This window comes from Aquimarina callyspongiae (genome assembly GCF_034322225.1).
Taxonomy (GTDB): domain Bacteria; phylum Bacteroidota; class Bacteroidia; order Flavobacteriales; family Flavobacteriaceae; genus Aquimarina.
The window spans coordinates 415,595-433,892 of sequence record NZ_JAXLPA010000002.1 but is presented as its reverse complement, the minus strand read 5'-3'; the positions used below and the strand labels follow the sequence as shown (position 1 = coordinate 433,892).

The 18,298-nt window shown below is 32.7% G+C and carries 13 protein-coding genes; 3 read left to right on the top strand and 10 right to left on the bottom strand.

All coding sequences use genetic code 11. The features are described from left to right. Positions 1–3: 3 nt before the first annotated feature. The 6 genes from hisH to hisG all read right to left on the bottom strand — a co-directional run bounded on the left by hisH (position 4) and on the right by hisG (position 6,215). Positions 4–591 (bottom strand): imidazole glycerol phosphate synthase subunit HisH, encoded by a 588-nt coding sequence (gene hisH, locus U0D62_RS09010; RefSeq protein WP_322286938.1) that lies wholly within the window; start codon positions 589–591, stop codon positions 4–6. Between the two features lie 185 nt (positions 592–776). Further along, on the bottom strand, positions 777–1,913 hold the full coding sequence (gene hisB / locus U0D62_RS09005; protein WP_322286937.1) for a bifunctional histidinol-phosphatase/imidazoleglycerol-phosphate dehydratase HisB: 1,137 nt from the start codon (positions 1,911–1,913) through the stop codon (positions 777–779). 51 nt (positions 1,914–1,964) lie between these two features. Next, on the bottom strand, positions 1,965–3,011 hold the full coding sequence (gene hisC / locus U0D62_RS09000; protein ID WP_322286936.1) for a histidinol-phosphate transaminase: 1,047 nt from the start codon (positions 3,009–3,011) through the stop codon (positions 1,965–1,967). A gap of 68 nt (positions 3,012–3,079) precedes the next feature. Next, a complete protein-coding gene (locus U0D62_RS08995; protein ID WP_322286935.1) occupies positions 3,080–3,934 on the bottom strand; it encodes a DUF3667 domain-containing protein in 855 nt (284 codons plus the stop codon). 51 nt (positions 3,935–3,985) lie between these two features. Further along, positions 3,986–5,272: a histidinol dehydrogenase gene (hisD, locus tag U0D62_RS08990; protein WP_322287605.1), complete on the bottom strand. Its 1,287-nt coding sequence runs from the start codon at positions 5,270–5,272 to the stop codon at positions 3,986–3,988. 85 nt (positions 5,273–5,357) lie between these two features. Then, on the bottom strand, positions 5,358–6,215 hold the full coding sequence (gene hisG / locus U0D62_RS08985) for an ATP phosphoribosyltransferase (protein ID WP_322286934.1): 858 nt from the start codon (positions 6,213–6,215) through the stop codon (positions 5,358–5,360). 342 nt (positions 6,216–6,557) lie between these two features. Here hisG and U0D62_RS08980 point away from each other — a divergent pair, with 342 nt between their 5' ends. Both U0D62_RS08980 and U0D62_RS08975 read left to right on the top strand, forming a co-directional pair. Further along, entirely contained in the window at positions 6,558–7,484 is a 927-nt protein-coding gene (locus U0D62_RS08980; protein WP_322286933.1) for an OmpA family protein, read from the top strand. 12 nt (positions 7,485–7,496) lie between these two features. Continuing rightward, positions 7,497–8,000, top strand: coding sequence for a hypothetical protein (locus U0D62_RS08975; protein ID WP_322286932.1), 504 nt, complete (start codon positions 7,497–7,499; stop codon positions 7,998–8,000). 197 nt (positions 8,001–8,197) lie between these two features. Here U0D62_RS08975 and U0D62_RS08970 read toward each other — a convergent pair whose 3' ends face one another. Then, positions 8,198–12,799 (bottom strand): fibronectin type III domain-containing protein, encoded by a 4,602-nt coding sequence (locus U0D62_RS08970; protein ID WP_322286931.1) that lies wholly within the window; start codon positions 12,797–12,799, stop codon positions 8,198–8,200. A 615-nt stretch (positions 12,800–13,414) separates the two neighbouring features. Here U0D62_RS08970 and U0D62_RS08965 point away from each other — a divergent pair. Next, positions 13,415–14,350: a hypothetical protein gene (locus U0D62_RS08965; protein WP_322286930.1), complete on the top strand. Its 936-nt coding sequence runs from the start codon at positions 13,415–13,417 to the stop codon at positions 14,348–14,350. A 111-nt stretch (positions 14,351–14,461) separates the two neighbouring features. Here U0D62_RS08965 and U0D62_RS08960 read toward each other — a convergent pair whose 3' ends face one another. The 3 genes from U0D62_RS08960 to fabG all read right to left on the bottom strand — a co-directional run bounded on the left by U0D62_RS08960 (position 14,462) and on the right by fabG (position 18,216). After that, entirely contained in the window at positions 14,462–15,277 is an 816-nt protein-coding gene (locus tag U0D62_RS08960) for a prohibitin family protein (protein ID WP_322286929.1), read from the bottom strand. Between the two features lie 83 nt (positions 15,278–15,360). After that, positions 15,361–17,391 carry a VWA domain-containing protein gene (locus U0D62_RS08955; protein WP_322286928.1) on the bottom strand — a complete coding sequence of 677 codons (2,031 nt, stop codon included), beginning with the start codon at positions 17,389–17,391 and terminating at the stop codon, positions 15,361–15,363. 78 nt (positions 17,392–17,469) lie between these two features. Next, complete coding sequence (gene fabG, locus U0D62_RS08950; RefSeq protein WP_322286927.1) at positions 17,470–18,216, bottom strand: 3-oxoacyl-[acyl-carrier-protein] reductase; 747 nt, start codon at positions 18,214–18,216, stop codon at positions 17,470–17,472. Positions 18,217–18,298 lie beyond the last annotated feature (82 nt).

The following is an 18,298-nucleotide window of genomic DNA, read 5'->3' as shown; positions in this document are numbered from 1 at the left end:
TTTCTAATTTCCCATTTCAAGAAAATTTCTTAGTATTTGTTCCCCAGCTACACTGCTTTTTTCAGGATGAAACTGAGTTCCATAAAAATTATCTTTACGCAGCGCAGTACTATACGCTACTCCATAATTTGATCGAGCAATCGTTTCATTGGTTAATGGTGCATAATAACTATGTACCAGATATATATATTCTTTTTCGCTAATATCTTTGAATAATGAAGAATCTAATGATTCTATTTGATTCCATCCTATTTGAGGCACCTTAACACCGCTATTAAATTTTATAACATTGGTATCAAAAATCCCTAATCCCTTTGTATCTCCTTCTTCTGTATAATTGCACATTAATTGCATCCCAAGACAAATTCCTAAAACGGGTTGCTTTAACTGTGGAACTAAAGCATCTAATCCTGACGCTCTCAGTTTTTTCATAGCACTACTTGCTTCTCCTACACCAGGAAAAATTACTTTATCTGCTGCTTTAATTTCTTCTGGGTCATCACTCAACACCGCTTCATATCCTAATCGCTGTATAGCAAACTTGATAGATTGAATATTTCCCGCTCCGTAATTTATGATTACTATTTTCATCTGTTTATATTTATTTTTTTAGAGGTCAGATGTAATTCACCAATAATTATTTCAGTCAATATCAACTTCATTATTATGGTTCATTTCATAATATAAATACGAAAAATAAAATCGGAAAGTAGAAATTTTGAGAATCACATTTTTTACTTTCCATATTTCAAATTTCTGTTTTCTAATTTCAAATTTTATAATACTCCTTTTGTACTTGGTAAAATCATTTTCTCAGGATCCCTTTTTACTGCTACTTTAATAGCTTTTGCAAAGGCTTTAAAAATTGCTTCGATCTTATGGTGCTCATTAGTTCCTTCGGCTTTTACATTTAAGTTGGCCTTGGCTCCATCTGTAAATGATTTAAAGAAGTGAAAGAACATCTCTGTTGGCATCTTGCCAATCATTTCTCTTTTAAAATCAGCATCCCAAACTAACCAATTGCGACCTCCAAAATCAATTGCTACTTGTGCAAGACAATCATCCATTGGTAAACAAAAACCGTAGCGTTCTATACCTAGCTTATTGTCTAATGCCTTACTAAAAACCTCTCCAAGAGCAATGGCCGTATCCTCAATTGTATGATGCTCATCTACTTCGAGATCTCCTTTTACTTGAACATCAAGATCCATTTGCCCATGACGTGAGATTTGATCTAGCATATGATCAAAAAATTCTAATCCTGTACTGATATTACTTTTCCCTGTTCCGTCCAGGTTAAGTTTTATATAAATATCTGTTTCGTTCGTCTTTCTTGAAATTTCTGCTATGCGATCTTTTAACTTTAAGAATTCATAAATCTTTTGCCAATCATTACTCTCTAAGGCGATGTAATCACCCAATTCTTCCTGCTTTATTGTAATTTCTCCTGTTCCAAGGTTTGTATTATCGTTGATAAAAATTCCTTTTGATCCCAGGTTTTTTGCAAGTTCCATATCGGTTAATCGATCTCCAATTACAAAAGAGTTTTCAAGATCATACTCGTCAGAAAAATATTCGGTTAATAATCCTGTTCCTGGTTTACGCGTATTCGCGTTTTCATGAGGAAAAGTTCTATCCAAAAACACTTTATCAAATGTCACTCCTTCGTTTTCAAAAGATTTCATGATAAAATTGTGTACTGGCCAAAACGTTTCTTCTGGAAATGAATCTGTACCCAAACCATCCTGATTAGTAATCATCACTAGTTCATAGTCTAGTTCCTCGGCGATTTTTCCTAGATATGTAAATGCTTTTGGATAAAATATCATCTTTTCAAATGCATCTATCTGCTCATCAACCGTTTCTTTGATAATGGTTCCGTCTCTATCTATAAATAAAACTTTCTTTTTCATTGCTTTATTAGTATCTATGGATTCCTACTATACGTTACGTTAGAATCTCTTTTATATATTTTTTAATACTGTTATTAATTTTTCATTCTCCTTTATTGTACCAACTGTAAAACGTAGTGTATTCTCACATAAAGGTTGAGTACTACGATTACGGATAACAATACCTTCTTTCAACAACTGCTCATATCTTGTATTTGCATCATCTACTTTTGCCAAAATAAAATTAGCATCACTTTGATAAATTTCTTTAACAAAAGGTATTTTTGACAACACTTTAGATAGGTTTTCTCTTTGTTCTAATATTTTTGAAACTTCTAGTTTAACCTGTTTTTGATCCAGTACTCTTTCTAACGCTCTGCTTTGGGTTAATTCATTTACATTGTAAGGAGGCTTTATTTTATTTAAAATCTCTATCGCTTCCTCAGAACCATAACATACTCCTAATCTAATACCTGCCAGACCATATGCTTTTGATAATGTCTGTGTTACAATTAAGTTAGGGTATTCATTAATTCTAGCTAGCCAACTATTTTTATCAGAAAAGTCGATATATGCTTCATCGATCACTACTAATCCATTGAACTCTTCTAAGATTTTAATAATACTCTCTTCAGAAAAAGAATTACCTGTAGGATTATTAGGAGAGCATAGAAAAACAATTTTCGTGTTATTATTTGCAGCTGCCAGAATACCTAAAACATTAGGTTGAAAGCTTTCTGTTAATAGAACTTCTCGCTCTTCTACATTATTAATGTTTGCCAACACTTTATACATACCATATGTAGGTGGTAATGTAATTACATTATCTATTAGGGGTTCGCAAAAAGCTCTAAACAAAAGGTCTAAGACTTCATCGCTCCCGTTACCTAATAATATATTTTTCTCTGATATCTTATTTTGTTGTGCCAGTACTGCTTTAAGATTACGTTGTTGAGGGTCTGGGTAACGATTTACACCATTTTCATATGGGTTTTCATTAGCATCCAGAAAAATCATCTCTGATCCATCACTTATATATTCATCTCGTGCTGAGGAATACGGTTTAAGTCCTCTAACATTTTCTCTTGTTATTTGATTTATGTCGAATATAGTTTTCATCAACTATTTATTTCTATTTAATAATAATGTTTATAAATTCCTTTTTGCAACAATTACTTTATATCTCATTAAAAAAATCTACCAACAAGGGCTACTAAAACACCAACAATAAAAGCTATTATTGATACAATAATAATAGTTGCTAGTAAGATTCCTAAAAATTTTAAAAGCCTTAAAAATGATTTAGTCCATGAAATTTCATACAACTTTTTGTACGTTAACATGTAGTAAAAAAATGTTACCAAAATACTTAATGGATATAATGAAGGGCTTACTAAGAAGCTCAATCCGAAAAATAGCATAGCAGAAATCATTGAGAATCCCTGTATATATGAATTTATAACCAAATGCTCTCCATAATTAAAACGTTTTCTGCCGAAGGTCAAAAATGCCATATATGTGTACAAAGGCATGGTTAAGAGAACCATAATATTAAAATATGTTATAGTAACTCTACTATAATTCTGACTAATTTGTATTTGTTCCTCTCTATATTCTGTATACTTTTTTTGGTATTCATCAGAACTGAAATAACTTTCAGGTTTTTCTTTATCTAATCTTTCTATAGAACTAAACATTGTTTCATAAAAAGAGTCATTTACCATTCTGGAAGATATCTCGGCATATTCATCTGAAAAAGAATTGAAAAGAAATGTAACTAACCCTACACCAATAGCCAGGAAAGTAAATGGAGCTATAAATTTTTTTCTTGTTCCTTCAATATACGGATTAATAACATTTTCAGGATGTATTAAAAAAGTTCTTAATGTTTTAAAATATTTATTATCCCACCCTAAAAAATCATTAAAAAAATTCATTCTTAATTTCTTGGCAGTAATCCGTTCTTTAACCACTTTAGCACCACAAGCATAACAAAAATCCGCACCTTCTACTAAACGTTTATTACAATTTTTACAATTCATATATACAATTTTGCCAAATCATTTATTATTTACTTCAGTTTAAAAGAACACTCATTCTTTTAAACTTTGTAACCTTAACGTCACAGCGTTTTTATGTGCTTGCAAACCTTCGGCTTCTGCCATTAACTCTATAGCCGTTCCTATAGTTTTGATTCCTTCTTTAGATATTTTTTGAAAAGTCATTGATTTCATAAAACTATCAAGGTTTACTCCACTATATTGTTTTGCATATCCATTTGTTGGTAATGTATGATTTGTTCCTGAAGCATAATCTCCTGCGCTTTCTGGGGTATAATTACCAATAAATATTGAGCCTGCATTCATTATACCATCAACATAAAAATCTTCATTTTCTACACAAATTATAAAGTGTTCTGGACCATACTCATTAATTAATGCCAGGGCTTCATTATTATTTTCTATATAAATCAACTTAGAATTTGCTATAGCCGCTTCTGCAATTTCTTTTCTTGGAAGCACTTTGAGTTGTTTAGCAACTTCGTCTTCTACATTCTCTATCAACTCTTTAGACGTAGAAACTAATATTACCTGGCTATCTTTACCGTGTTCTGCCTGGCTTAATAAGTCTGATGCTACAAAGCTTGCATTGGCTGTGTTATCTGCTACTACTAGTAATTCGCTTGGTCCAGCAGGCATATCAATAGCTACTCCAAACTTAGTTGCTAGTTGTTTTGCAACCGTTACATATTGATTTCCTGGGCCAAATATTTTATATACTTGTGGTATACTTTCTGTTCCAAATGTCATTCCTGCAATAGCTTGGATACCTCCTACTTTGCATATTTTAGTAACACCACATAATGAAGCTGTATATAAAATCGCTGGATTTATTTTTCCTTTGTCATCTGGTGGTGTACATAATACAATCTCATTACACTGCGCAAGATTAGCAGGAACTGCTAGCATCAAAATTGTAGAGAATAATGGTGCCGTTCCACCAGGAATATACAATCCTACTTTTTGGATAGGGCGTTTCTCTTGCCAACACTCTACTCCATTAACCGTCTCAACAAAAACTTTATCCGTTTTCTGAGCATTATGAAAAAGTTCAATATTACGCTTGGCTAATTGAATAGCCTCTTTTAGTTGATCATCTACTAATTTATTAGCTTCTTCAATCTCTTCTGGAGATACTAGAATATTTTCTAATGTAACCTTGTCGAATTTTTCAGTGTATCGTTGTATGGCAGTATCTTTTTCATTTTTAACTTCGTTAAAAACTTTCAGTACTGTACTTTCTATATCAGCTACTGTTTGAGTTGGTCGCTGTAATAGTGTTGACCAGGTATCTTTATTTGGGTTATATATTTTGTTCATTTTAATTAGCGTCAAGAAATAAGGATCAGAACAAAGTTTTACATTATTAGAAATGTCCTGATTCATAATTAGATTAATTCCTTTTTTATAAAACCATTTTTTCAATTGGACATACTAGAATTCCTTCTGCTCCTTCTGCTTTAAGTTCATCAAGGATATCCCAAAATTTATTTTTCTCGACTACTGTATGAATTGAACTCCAACCTTGTTCTGCCAATGGAAGTACTGTTGGACTACGCATACCTGGTAAAATATTTACGATACTACTAATTTTATCATTAGGAGCATTAAGTAATACGTATTTTGAATTTCTTGCTTTTAATACTGCATTTATTCTGAATTGCAATTTTTTAAGAATCTCTCTATTTTCTTGGCTTATTTTTGGAGATACTGCCAATACAGCTTCTGATGTAAGCATAATCTCTACCTCTTTAAGGTTATTCTTAAAAAGTGTGCTTCCGCTGGAAACAATATCACAAATTGCATCTGCAAGCCCTATATTTGGTGCTATCTCTACAGATCCCGATATTTGGTGTAACTCTGCAGAAATTCCTTTCTCTTTCAAATATTCATTTACTGTATTGGGATATGAAGTTGCAATTCTTTTTCCATTTAAATCCTCGATAGTATTGTATTCAAAATCTTTAGGAACAGCAAGAGACACTTTGCATTTAGAGAAGTTTAATCTTTCTGCTATGGCAATGTCTTTTCCTTTTTCTACTAATACGTTTTCTCCAATAATCGCTATATCTACAACGCCATCTCTAAGATATTGAGGAATATCTCCGTTACGCAAGAACATAACTTCCATAGGAAAATTGCGAGTTTGAGCTTTTAATTGATCTTTACCATTATCAATTGAGATTCCACAATCTTTTAAAATTTTGACAGAATCTTCATTGAGTCTTCCGCTTTTTTGAATTGCAATTTTAATTTTTGACATTTTATTTTGTTGTTGTTGTGTTTGGTCAGTTCAAAACAAGCTTTAAAACAAAAAACCCGTTTGATCTGCTCAAACGGGTTTTTATATATGATTAATTTATACACATATCAACTTACCACGCTTGTGCGAGTTTGTAAGAATGATGATGTATAGATATGTTTTTCATTGATTTCTTAAATACTTTGCGAATGTATAAATTTTTTTTCTATTGGTATGTTTTTCTACTTTAATTTTTTTTAATCGTTTTCCTATCAATATGTAATTTACTAGATTTTAAGCTTTTGAATAGGTTCGTATTAAACATTTTTTTAACTTTAAAAGAACAATACTAATCATCTATATATGAAAAATTTAATTACTCTATTTATTTTTCTACTCTTTTCATGGCTAGGAATATGGTGGTATTATTCCTGTAGCTGGTGCGAAAAAGATGGAAATAGTGGCACTTTTGTCACAAAAGATAAAGTCGATTCTGAGGCTGAAGCTCTAGCTAAAAAAGCATATGATGATAGCATTGCACATGCTAAACTATTAGAGAACGGCCTTGCAGCAATTGATGATCAAAATCGATATGTATTTAGGTATCCAGCAAATTTTCAGATTAACAATGCAAATGGCAATGTATCTATCCCTAGTGCGCTAGATGGTTTTAATGATAAAGTTGCTACCTATTTAAGAGATAACCAAGACAAGGAATTAATAATCACTGGTTATGAAACTCGTCCCGAACAACAAAGTGGAGTTTCTCTAGGGCTTGCGAGAGCTAATTTTATTAAAAAAGTATTAATTGATAATGGAATTAACGGCGATCGAATTGTTTCTAAGGCCACCATCAATGATTATAAGTACAATGCTGAAGGAACTTATAATGGTGGGATTCTATTTAACTTTAATAGATTTGATGAATCTCGATTAGCAGAAATAGAAGAAGGAATTGCTAATAAGACATTGTATTCTGGGTTTGGAGAAAAAACTTTTAAACCAGATGCCACTTTATCAAATTATGCACAAGAACTAAAGAACTATCTAACAAAATATCCTGATAAAAAAGTTCAGATCGTTGGGCACACTGACGATAAAGGTCCAGAAGATGCTAACCTTTGGTTTGGGCAACAGCGTGCAAATAATGTAAGAAGCTATTTAATTTCTCAAGGAATTATTTCTGAAAGAATCGTAGCAACTTCAAAAGGAGAAACGGATCCTATCGTTCCTAATAGTTCTGATGAAAACCGAAGCAAAAACCGAAGAATAGAAATAATTGTAAACTAAATAACCGTAACTATGTTAGATTTTTTAAATGAAGCAAATTGGTGGTGTCTATTACTACTTTTGTTATTAGCTTTCTTATTAGGATGGTTTTTATCAAGATGGGCACTCAAAAATAAATATAAAACCGCTTTAGAAAATTGTGAAAAAGAAAAGGCTAAACTTAGAAATACAAATTTCACTAAAGCAAATACTACTTTTTCTTCACCATCGACTGATATTAAAGCTATTAAGACGCGTGAACGTGACGGCGCTCCAGCAAATGAAGAAATACCAAAATTAGATTTCTCTAGTTTCGGAAAAGCAGATGCCTCTGAAAAGGATGATTTGAAGCTAATAAGTGGTGTTGGACCTTTTATTGAAGAAAAACTTAATGGTATTGGTATATATACTTTTGAACAAATTAGTAAATTTACCAAAGAAGATATAGATACGGTTACTACATTGATTCAGTTTTTTCCTGGAAGGATCGAACGAGATAAATGGACCAATCAAGCTAAAAAACTTATGAAAAAATAGTAATCACTAACCATTTACTATTTATTTAGACCCTTGTAATATTTTTATATTGCAAGGGTTTTTGATTTAGATAATATATAAAAGAATCAATTTAAGTAGTTATAAAACTACTAACCAACCAAAGAAAAAAACCCCGAAACAATATTGCTTCAGGGTTTTAATCACGGTAAAATCTAGTATGATATTTGGGGGAATAATTATTTTTTAATAAAGCGCTGGAATTGCCCATCTACATTAAGCATATAGACTCCTGCTTCAAGTTTTGATACATTAATTGTATTAGTAAATTTTCCTTGTGCTACTGTTTGACCTAACATATTTACTATTGAATAAGGTTTAGATCCAGAATTAGCAATAGAAACATTAAGGATTCCTACAGTAGGATTAGGATATACATTAAATGGTACTGGAGGTCCTGCTAGGTCGATTACCACTTCTTGTGTAGAAGTAGTCGTACCACAAGCACCTAAGTTGTTCCAACCAGTAGCCGTTCTTTCATAAAGTGTACCCTGAAATGTTACTCTATCTCCTGCCTGATAACTTTGCGTACTATCATAAGCTACTACGCCTGCACAAATATCAGTAGGAGTTCCTCCTGTATTTCCAGAAGTTAAAGCAATTGTATCCACAGCCATATCTCCTTGCCAACCACTACCTGATGTTCCTGTAAAACGTAACTGCATAGAGTTTCCAACATAACTTGCAAGATCTATATCTGCACTATTCCAAGAAGCTCCTTGATCTCCGGATCTACTCCAAACCTGTGTCCAAGTATTTCCGTTATCATTACTAGCTTCTAATTTAAGTTCTCCTACAGCATTTCCTGTCATGTGATATCTAAAAGTAAATGATGCTGATGTAATGCTACTTAGATCAAAACAAGGCGAATTTAATATTGTTGTTTTACTAGGGTTATTAGGGTTTGAAGTTTCTACATATACATAGAAGCTTCCTGCATCAGCTGTCGCTGGACCTGTACTACTTGAAGGTGTAGCTCCAGAAAGACGTAACCAGTCAAAATCATCTCCTGATCCCTGAGTCCAACCTCCAAAATCATTTTCAAAACTTTCGTTATAAGGGAAAGTAGTGATACCTCCTGTACATCCTGAACCACTAGATCCTCCAGTAGTAGTAGTTACATTTAATGTACTACTGAATCCTGATTCATTACCTGCTGCATCCTTAGCTTTTACTCTAAACTGATATGCAGTATTTGCTGTTAAGGAAGTAATATTAGTACTTGTTCCTGTTACAGAACCTAGGTTTGTATTTCCTTGATAAACATCATATCCTGTTACTCCAACATTATCTGTAGCTGCATTCCAAGATAAAGTTAAAGAAGTTTCAGCTACATTAGAAGAAGTTAACCCTGCTGGAACTGAAGGAGCTTGAGTATCTGCATTTCCTGAACCTCCTGCGGTTAACGAAATTGTATCTACTGCCATATCTCCTTGCCAACCACTACCAGAAGTTCCGGTAAAACGTAACTGCATAGGGTTTCCAACATAACTTGCCAAATCTATATCAGCACTATTCCAAGCAGCTCCTTGATCTCCGGATCTACTCCAAACTTGTGTCCAGGTACTTCCATTATTACTACTCGCTTCTAATTTAAGTTCTCCTACAGCATTTCCTGTCATATGATATCTAAAAGTAAATGATGCTGATGTGGCACTACTTAAATCAAAACAAGGTGAATTTAATATTGTTGTTTTACTAGGGTTATTAGGATTTGAAGTCTCAACATATACATAGAAACTTCCTGCATCTGCTGCTGCTGGACCTGTACTACTTGAAGGTGTTGCTCCAGAAAGGCGTAACCAATCAAAATCATCTCCCGATCCTTGAGTCCAACCTCCAAAATCATTTTCAAAACTTTCATTATAAGGGAAAGCTGTGATACCTCCCGTACATCCTGAACCACTAGATCCTCCAGTAGTAGTAACATTTAATACACTACTGAATCCTGATTCATTACCTGCTGCATCTTTGGCCTTTATTTTAAACTGATATGTAGTATTAGCAGTTAACGAAGTAATATTAGCCGATGTTCCTGTAACTGATCCTAAATTGGTATTATCCTGATATACATCATATTCGGTTACTCCAACATTATCTGTAGCTGCTGTCCATGATAAAGTTAGTGTCGTATCTGTAATATTAGAAGAGGTTAACCCTGTCGGAGTTGAAGGTGCTTGAGTATCCGCTACTGTATTAGCGGTAAACGAACCTGTAAACACTCCTCTACCATAAGTAGATGCTATAATTGTATTATTATTATCGTTACCATTTATTGCCCAATAATCAAAGGATGTTACACTAGCATCACTCATTCCATTATAAGACTGACTCCAAGTTGGATTAGTGGCATCAAAATCTTTTGTTACCCATACTCCTAATTGAGTAGCTAGAATTACTTCAGTTCTATCCAAAGGGTTTTGTAATATATCTCTAACTGGGATGTCTGGAAGGTTTCCTTCTTTATTTACCCAATTGGTTCCTCCATTAGATGAATACCAAACACTGGTAACTCCATAGTTATGAATCGTTACCATAATATCATTAGCAGTTGCTCCATATCTTACTGCAGAAATTGATCCTACAAAAGGAGTTGCTATTTCTGCCCAATTTGCTGAACCTACTCCTACATTTGTTAATCTAAGCATTCCTCCTGTAGCTGTTCCTACAAGCCAACTATTGTTAGCAAATGGAGATGCTACAAACGCAGTAGGCTTACTGGTTAATAAAGCATTTGTTATATTGGATTTACTATTACTAGCAACATTAATTGTTTTAATTGAAAAGTTAGTTCCAGAAGAAGCATTAGATAACAGGAAGTTGGCATTATCATCATATCCCATCTGGTTTACAAAATCTCCAGTATTTCTTTCATTTAGAATGGTAGTAGCTCCTCCTTGAATTCTGCTTACACCATTCCAAGGTAAATTAAATCTATAAATAACATTATTGGTATAGGTGGCTAACATATACTGACCATCTTTATCAACAAATGTATAGAATCCATCTCCTCCTGTCAGTTCTTCTGAACCATTAATTCCAGCTACTGCATTTCTAAAAGCCTGAGATCCATTATCCTGAGCTCCAGCAGAAAATATACCTGTAACATCTCCTGCTCCATCAGGACCAATAGCAGCTTTTACATATTGAGTAACATTATAATTATTATTTCTAGCTCCAAATACGTTTGAGTTCTGAGCAGATGATAAATTACTAGCATAGTAGATACCTCCATCATTTCCAAAAATTGCCTGATTAGAATTTCCAGGTCTGAAGGTCATTGCATGTTGATCTGCATGTACTAAAGATGCTCCTAATCCTGCTAAGTTATTATTGTTTGACCATTTAGAGATTTGGCTCCATCCATTACCACTATTTGAGGATCTAAAAAGATCGATTCCTCCAACATAAACAATATTATCATTGCCTGGATCAGCTTCAATCATTAAATCATAAAATGCTTGTCCTCTGGTAAAATCATTCGCTGGAATCCCGTTATCTACATCATTAGGAAGTGCTGTCTCTGTTGGAGCTGTTGCAAAACCGTCTAGTGTTCGGAAAATATGAACAGGTTCTATTGTATTATTACTAGCATCTTTTGCAACACCTTGTGTTAAAGCATATAGTTTGTTTCCATTAGTAGAAGACGTTTCTATCTCTACTCTATTTGAATCTCTTAATGGTGAAGAAGCAGCTTCTGTCCAAGTACTTCCGTTTTGACTACTAAAAACGTGTCCTCCTCCACTTCCAAGAGCAGAACCAATAGTACCCATCCATAATCTATTATCAGCGCCTATTTCAAAATCATTAGGAATATAAAAATAGTCGTTACCACTAAAGTCGTATTTCATATTAGCTGATTCAATTCTACTCCAGGTTGTTCCTCCATCAGTAGAATGATATAATCCTGCTGTTTGCAACCCTAACCAATTGGTTGGACTTGACGAGTCTCCATATACATGAGCTCCTACTCCAACAAACAATTCTGTACGATTTTGTGCCGTATTATTCCAGGCGATCACGTCATTAACATAAAAGATCCCTGATAAGAAAAGGTTACTTGCATTAAAATTAATGTCTCCTCCACCTGCAGGCGGTATATTAATTGCTTGCCAGCTATTTCCTCCATCAGTGGTACGATATACTCCATTACCAACTACTGCTCCCGCAGTATATTGTTCTCCAGTACCTATATACCAGGTATTAGAATTTCTAGGATCTACAGATATAGAAGTAACAGAAAGGTTTCCTGGTACATTCTGCACACGACTCCACTGTGAAGCCGAAGAAGTAATGTCATTGTTAACCCAAAGACCACCACTAACTCCTCCTGCATATACCTTTCTGTTATTTGCATCATTAGGGTCAAACAAAATGGCTCTGGTACGACCTCCTACATCATTGGGTCCTCTTTCGATCCAAGGATTATTAGCCGCATCGCCAGGTGCTTTGTTAGCTAAACCTTGCTGTAATTGTTTTTGAAGTTCAAAAAGTTTTTCAGGTTCTGTACGACCCGTACTTGGGTTCATAGTCAGTTCCCACATTTGTTCAAAATACCTATTAGGAGGAAGGCCTTTGGCTTTTCTCTCTTTTTTGGTAAGTTTTAATGATTCTTTAAATGGACTTTGTTTGAGTTGATCAGCGTGTTGTTCTCTTAAATCGCTAATTTTGTTGTTTTGTGAATTTCCTGATTTATCATTATTTAGATAAATAAATGAAATAGCCGATAATGTTACTATACTTAACCCTAGTAACACCAATCGCATAGATTTGGTCTTCATATTTTGAGGATAGTTGAGTTTATGGTTTAAAAGTAGTTTAATTACGGTTTACTAACTAATACTAAATTAACATTATTTAATACTATATTAACTGTAAATAACATTAAATGTGCAAATAAACCATTACAACAAGTATTTTTGTATGAATTTTAAGATTTTTTTATCAAGAATTGTATTACAAATACATGTTTTAAAGTACAATTCTACCTTTTTTACTTAATAAATTAAAAACTTGCTAATTATTCCTTATGAGTTTTTAACTCAATAATTCTTATTTTATACTTTATATAAACGAGTTACATCAACTAATTTTAATAAAAAAGCAACTAAAAGATAAAACCATAAAAGCTTTTTATGATTCATAATAATTGATTTCTCTGAATTAATGGGATCTCGTCTTTTACTTCACCTGCAATTACCACTTTGACACATTGGTTTTTAAGTAATTATACTACAATCTCAATTCTCTTTTTTTAATAAATTCAATACACACTAAGTTTTTCCAAGATAATATTTGCAAATGAATGGGGAAAAATCACCCTTTAAGGGTGAAAAATCATAAGAGGGGTATCGTAATTTTGGGGTTGAATTTTTAAAAATATAAAAACAAGTATTATGAAAACAAAACTTTTAAAACCTATTTACCTTCTAGTTATGTTACTTCTTTTAGGAGCATGTTCTAACCCAGAAGATGAGTTTACAGACATTTCTTCTGAAATCAAGATTCCTGAAGTTATAAATGGTCGGTTAGTCTTTTCGAATAAAGAACAAATGGAAAAATTAATGACTGATAAAACAATCTTAAAAAGTTTTGAAAAAGAACTTGATAAAGAACAATTCACTCAATTAAAAAAACTACCTGAAGCTATTAATTATGAATATCCAGATTTCGTTTTAAATTTTTACAATGTTGATGGTGAAATACAGATGGGTGAAGATATTATAATAATTAAAGGATTAACACAATATATCATTAAAGATAATAATGAGATACTATTTGAACAAGTGAAATCAGATTTAGAAAATGGAATTAAACCTGAATACAAAGGTGTATTCACACATAATATTGAACACATAGTACCAGTTGAAGAAAATCAGGATAGGTATAATTGGCTGGATGCAAGATATCAACATGAGTTTCCCAATTCTGGTGGTGGATATTATAAATACGTTTTTGAAGCCTATCTTAATGCTTTCTATTTTTGGGGGACGGTAAATATCCAGACAGGTGTTAGAGCAAAGTTAGAATGGTTACACGGTAATACTTGGAAACCAGCAGCAGATATTGTTTATAAGAGCATTTCTAACTTAACGATAAAGGTAACTCCAAGTTATGGGAACGCCCAGGTTAAAAATGTTTCTTTTATCTCTCAAACCAATAACCAAAACCTAGTTGTAACGGGGCCTACAAACCTTAATTCTCTAATAGGACCGATGAATTACTACCTTGAGATATCTGGTAAATTTCATGCAGAAATGGACGACCCTAGACAGACATCTAATTATCCTTGGACAAAAACCTGTAACTGGCAGGCTTCTTTTACTCTTTAACCTAATTGAAAACAGTTGAACTAAATCAATATAAAAAACCCTTCAAGGAAAATCTTACCTTGAAGGGTTTTTTTATTATTTTACTAAATCACAAAATTTTTGTGAAAGGTATTATTGATTTCCTAGAATCAATGGCATCCCATCTTTTCCTGAACCTACGATTACTACTTTAGAGTTTGGAGATTCTGCTAGTTTTAAAGTTGCTTCAATACCTTTTTCTTTAAGGATTTTATCTGTTAATGAAGCACTAAGGATTTGATTTGCTACTGCCTTACCTTCTGCATCAATCTTTTGTCTTTCGGCTTCTTTCTTAGCTTTTTCTAATCTAAACTCATACTCCAGCGCTTCTTGTTCTTGCTTTAATTTACGCTCAATAGCTTCTTTAATTGTTGGAGGTAAGGTAACATCTCGAACTAATACTTCATTAAGCTGAATATATTGATTACCAACAATTTTTTTAGTTTCTTCATAAATCTCTTGCTGGATCGCATCTCTTTTACTTGAATATAATTGCTCAGGAGTATAACGACCTACTACACTACGAGCTGCAGATCTAATTGTAGGAAGTAGTACTCTTGCTACATAATTCTCTCCTTTTTGCTGGTGTAATAAACCAAGATTGGTATAATCCGGCTGAAACCATGCAGATGCATCCAATTTAATTTCTAATCCATTAGATGACAAAACTTGCATTTTCTCAAATACTTCTTGTTGTCTAACTTCATAAACAATTACTTTATTCCAAGGTGCTACTAAATGAAATCCTTCTCCTAAAGGAGGTTCATCTGTTACAACTCCTCCTCCAAAAGTTTTATATAATACTCCTGCTTCTCCTGAAGCAATAGTTTCTGTTGATTTTGAAATAAAAACAATCCCTATTATAATGAGAATAAGAATAGGTAAGCCTATTTTTGGTAATTTTTCCATGATATTTCTATATTAATTGTGTGTCTGAATTTATGTTTAAGTCTTTTTTGATTTCTATGAGATAAGAATCTTATCTTCTTAATTTAAATAAGTCCATTATATTTTCTGGCAAACCACTCTATCGCCAAAACCAAAACAAGTAATGCCAAAAGATATTTCCAGTCTATTAAAGATACTACATTTTCTTTGCTTTTTTGTATGGTCTGATATCGTTGATCTTTTATTAAATCTTGAACTAAAGCTTCTTTTTGATTAAAGTAATATGCCTTTCCTTTAGTATTAGTAGCTACTTGATTCAATTTTGTTACATCTGCATTCAAAAATTGTTGTTCTACATTATATTCTAGTACAGAAAAACTTCCCGATCTTGAAATATTTTCGTCAACAACAGTAACCGTATAATCATAATTACCAGCTGATAAACTACTAAGATCAGCTTCATATGAATTATTTTTTAATATCATAGGTATTGCCAAAGTTGCGTCTGTATCTTTATTCTTAACTGCAATTCTTAGGTTACCTCTTCTATCAAATTCATAATTCTTAGTAAAGTATTCTGCTTTAATCTTTATACTAGCATTGCCATAATAAAAAGATTCTGAAGTGGTATTTAATCTACTTTTTCTTTTATTTGAGGCCAAATATTGAATTAGTTTTCCGAAGAAATCATCAAAGCTTTCAAAGTTTTTATTATCCAGATAATCATTAGCTCTCCATCTCCATATTCCTTCTCCTAAAAGTACTGCTTCTCTAGTACCGTTCTCTTCAATAGTTAGTAATAATGGTTCTTCTGTAGTGATATTACTAATCGTTCTATACAATAAAGGATCATATGAAGTATTTATAAATACCTCTCCAAAAGTACCGATTAAAGGTGGATATCCTCCAAAACTTATATCTTCTGCCAGAAATGTGCCATAATTAGGGTTAAACCTAGGCAAATAATATTCTGTTTGTCGGGTAATCTCGTGACGATATTTATTTTGAATTTTATTTAAAAAAAACCAATCAGTTTTGGAACCCGTAATCGTAAAGTAGTTATTTCTTAAAGTATTTAATTTTTCATAAACACCTGTAAATCTGCTATTAGGTTGATATAAGATAATCAATTGATAATCATCAAAATTTTTGACCTCTGAAGGTTTGCTGATTGTTAAACTTCTTCTTTCATTACTCTCTACGCTTTTTTTGATGGCACCCAAATCAGGGTGTACTATTTCACTTATAAGTAGTACACTGGTTTTTTGATCAATGACTTCTACTGCAAATGCTTTATTATTATTAATTTTATTTTTTTCATTATCTACTGGAACCAATCGAGCATTATATTGTAGGACTCCTGCCCTTGATGCTGGTAGTGTAAAATTAATAACTCTGGAATTTTCATCAAGTGAAAAAGAAATCGATTGTGTATACACAACATTACCGCCAGAAGTAACCTCGAACCTGGTATTAAGATTTTGATTTCCCGAGTATGTTAGAATTGCTTCTACCGGAAATTTATTCTTTAAATACGCATATCTATTTACATTAAGCTGTTGAACCTTTGTATCTACTACAGTTGTTGTATCTCCCGAAATAATTGGATATACTTCTTGCTTATGCCTAATGCTACTAAACTGATAATCTTTTCCGTAAGTTTGGTTTCCGTCTGTAACTAAAATTGTTGGTGCTACAGCGTTTTTATAAATTTGACCAAGGTCTTCTAACGTTTTGGAAATATTAGTTTGGTTTTGATCAAATGTAAGATTTAATGAATCTTTTAATCTATCCGAAAAAGAGAAATAAGCTATATCAAACCGTTCATTGAGTGCTTCATTTTCTCCTATTTCATTTACAAATTGTGTAACAGATATATCTTGTTTAAGATGTTTTATAGATGATGAATTATCAACTGCTACGACTAATGTAGGTTTTTCTTCATAATAGGTATTTTGCTTAAAGGTTGGATTAATCAGTAATACCAGAAGAATAAATATGCTTAAAAAACGTAAAAAAGCAAAAAGAAGATTTTTTTTAACTCCTCTTTTTGCTTTATACATGTATTGATATAACGCTACTATCAATGCGATTATACCAGCTGCTATTATCAATACTATAGTTTCTGTTTGCATGTGTTGAAATTAGAAGTACTAAGTTAGTTGTATAAAAAGAATTCGAAATAACTTTTTACTAACTTTTAACTCCTTATTCTAAGTTAGCATTCCTCCATCGACATTTAGCACTTGTCCAGTTACATAAGCACTTAAATCACTTGCTAAATACAAACAAGTATTTGCTATATCTTCTGGAGTACCTCCTCGTTTAAGTGGGATAGCTTTTCTCCATTCATCTACTACTTTTTCATCAAGTTGTCCTGTCATTTCAGTCTCAATGAAACCTGGAGCTACAACATTACTTCTAATATTTCTAGATCCTAATTCTAAAGCTACAGATTTAGAAAACCCAATGATTCCTGCTTTTGAAGCAGCATAGTTTGCCTGTCCGGCATTTCCTTTTACTCCGACAACAGAACTCATATTAATAATACTTCCTTTGCGTTGTTTTAACATCGTTCTTTGAACCGCTTTAGTCATGTTAAAAACACTCTTCAGATTTACTTCGATTACTTTATCAAAGTCTTCTTCTCCCATTCGCATTAATAAATTATCCTTAGTAATACCTGCATTGTTTACTAGAATATCAATACTTCCAAACGTTTCAAGAACATCTTTTGCTAATTCTTGTGCCTGGTCATAACTTGCTGCATTACTTTGATATCCTTTTGCTTTGATACCTAGATCATTCAGTTCTTTTTCTAATGCTTCTGCAGCTTCTACCGAAGAACTGTATGTAAAAGCAACATTTGCTCCTTGTTGTGCAAAGGCTTGTGCTATTCCTTTACCAATTCCACGAGTTGCCCCTGTTATTATAGCTGTTTTATCCTGTAAGAGATTCATCTGCTCTATATTGTATTTGTTGTTTATTAATTGTGAATCCAAATATAACAATTACTAATAGCCTACCAACAATAAACCCCGT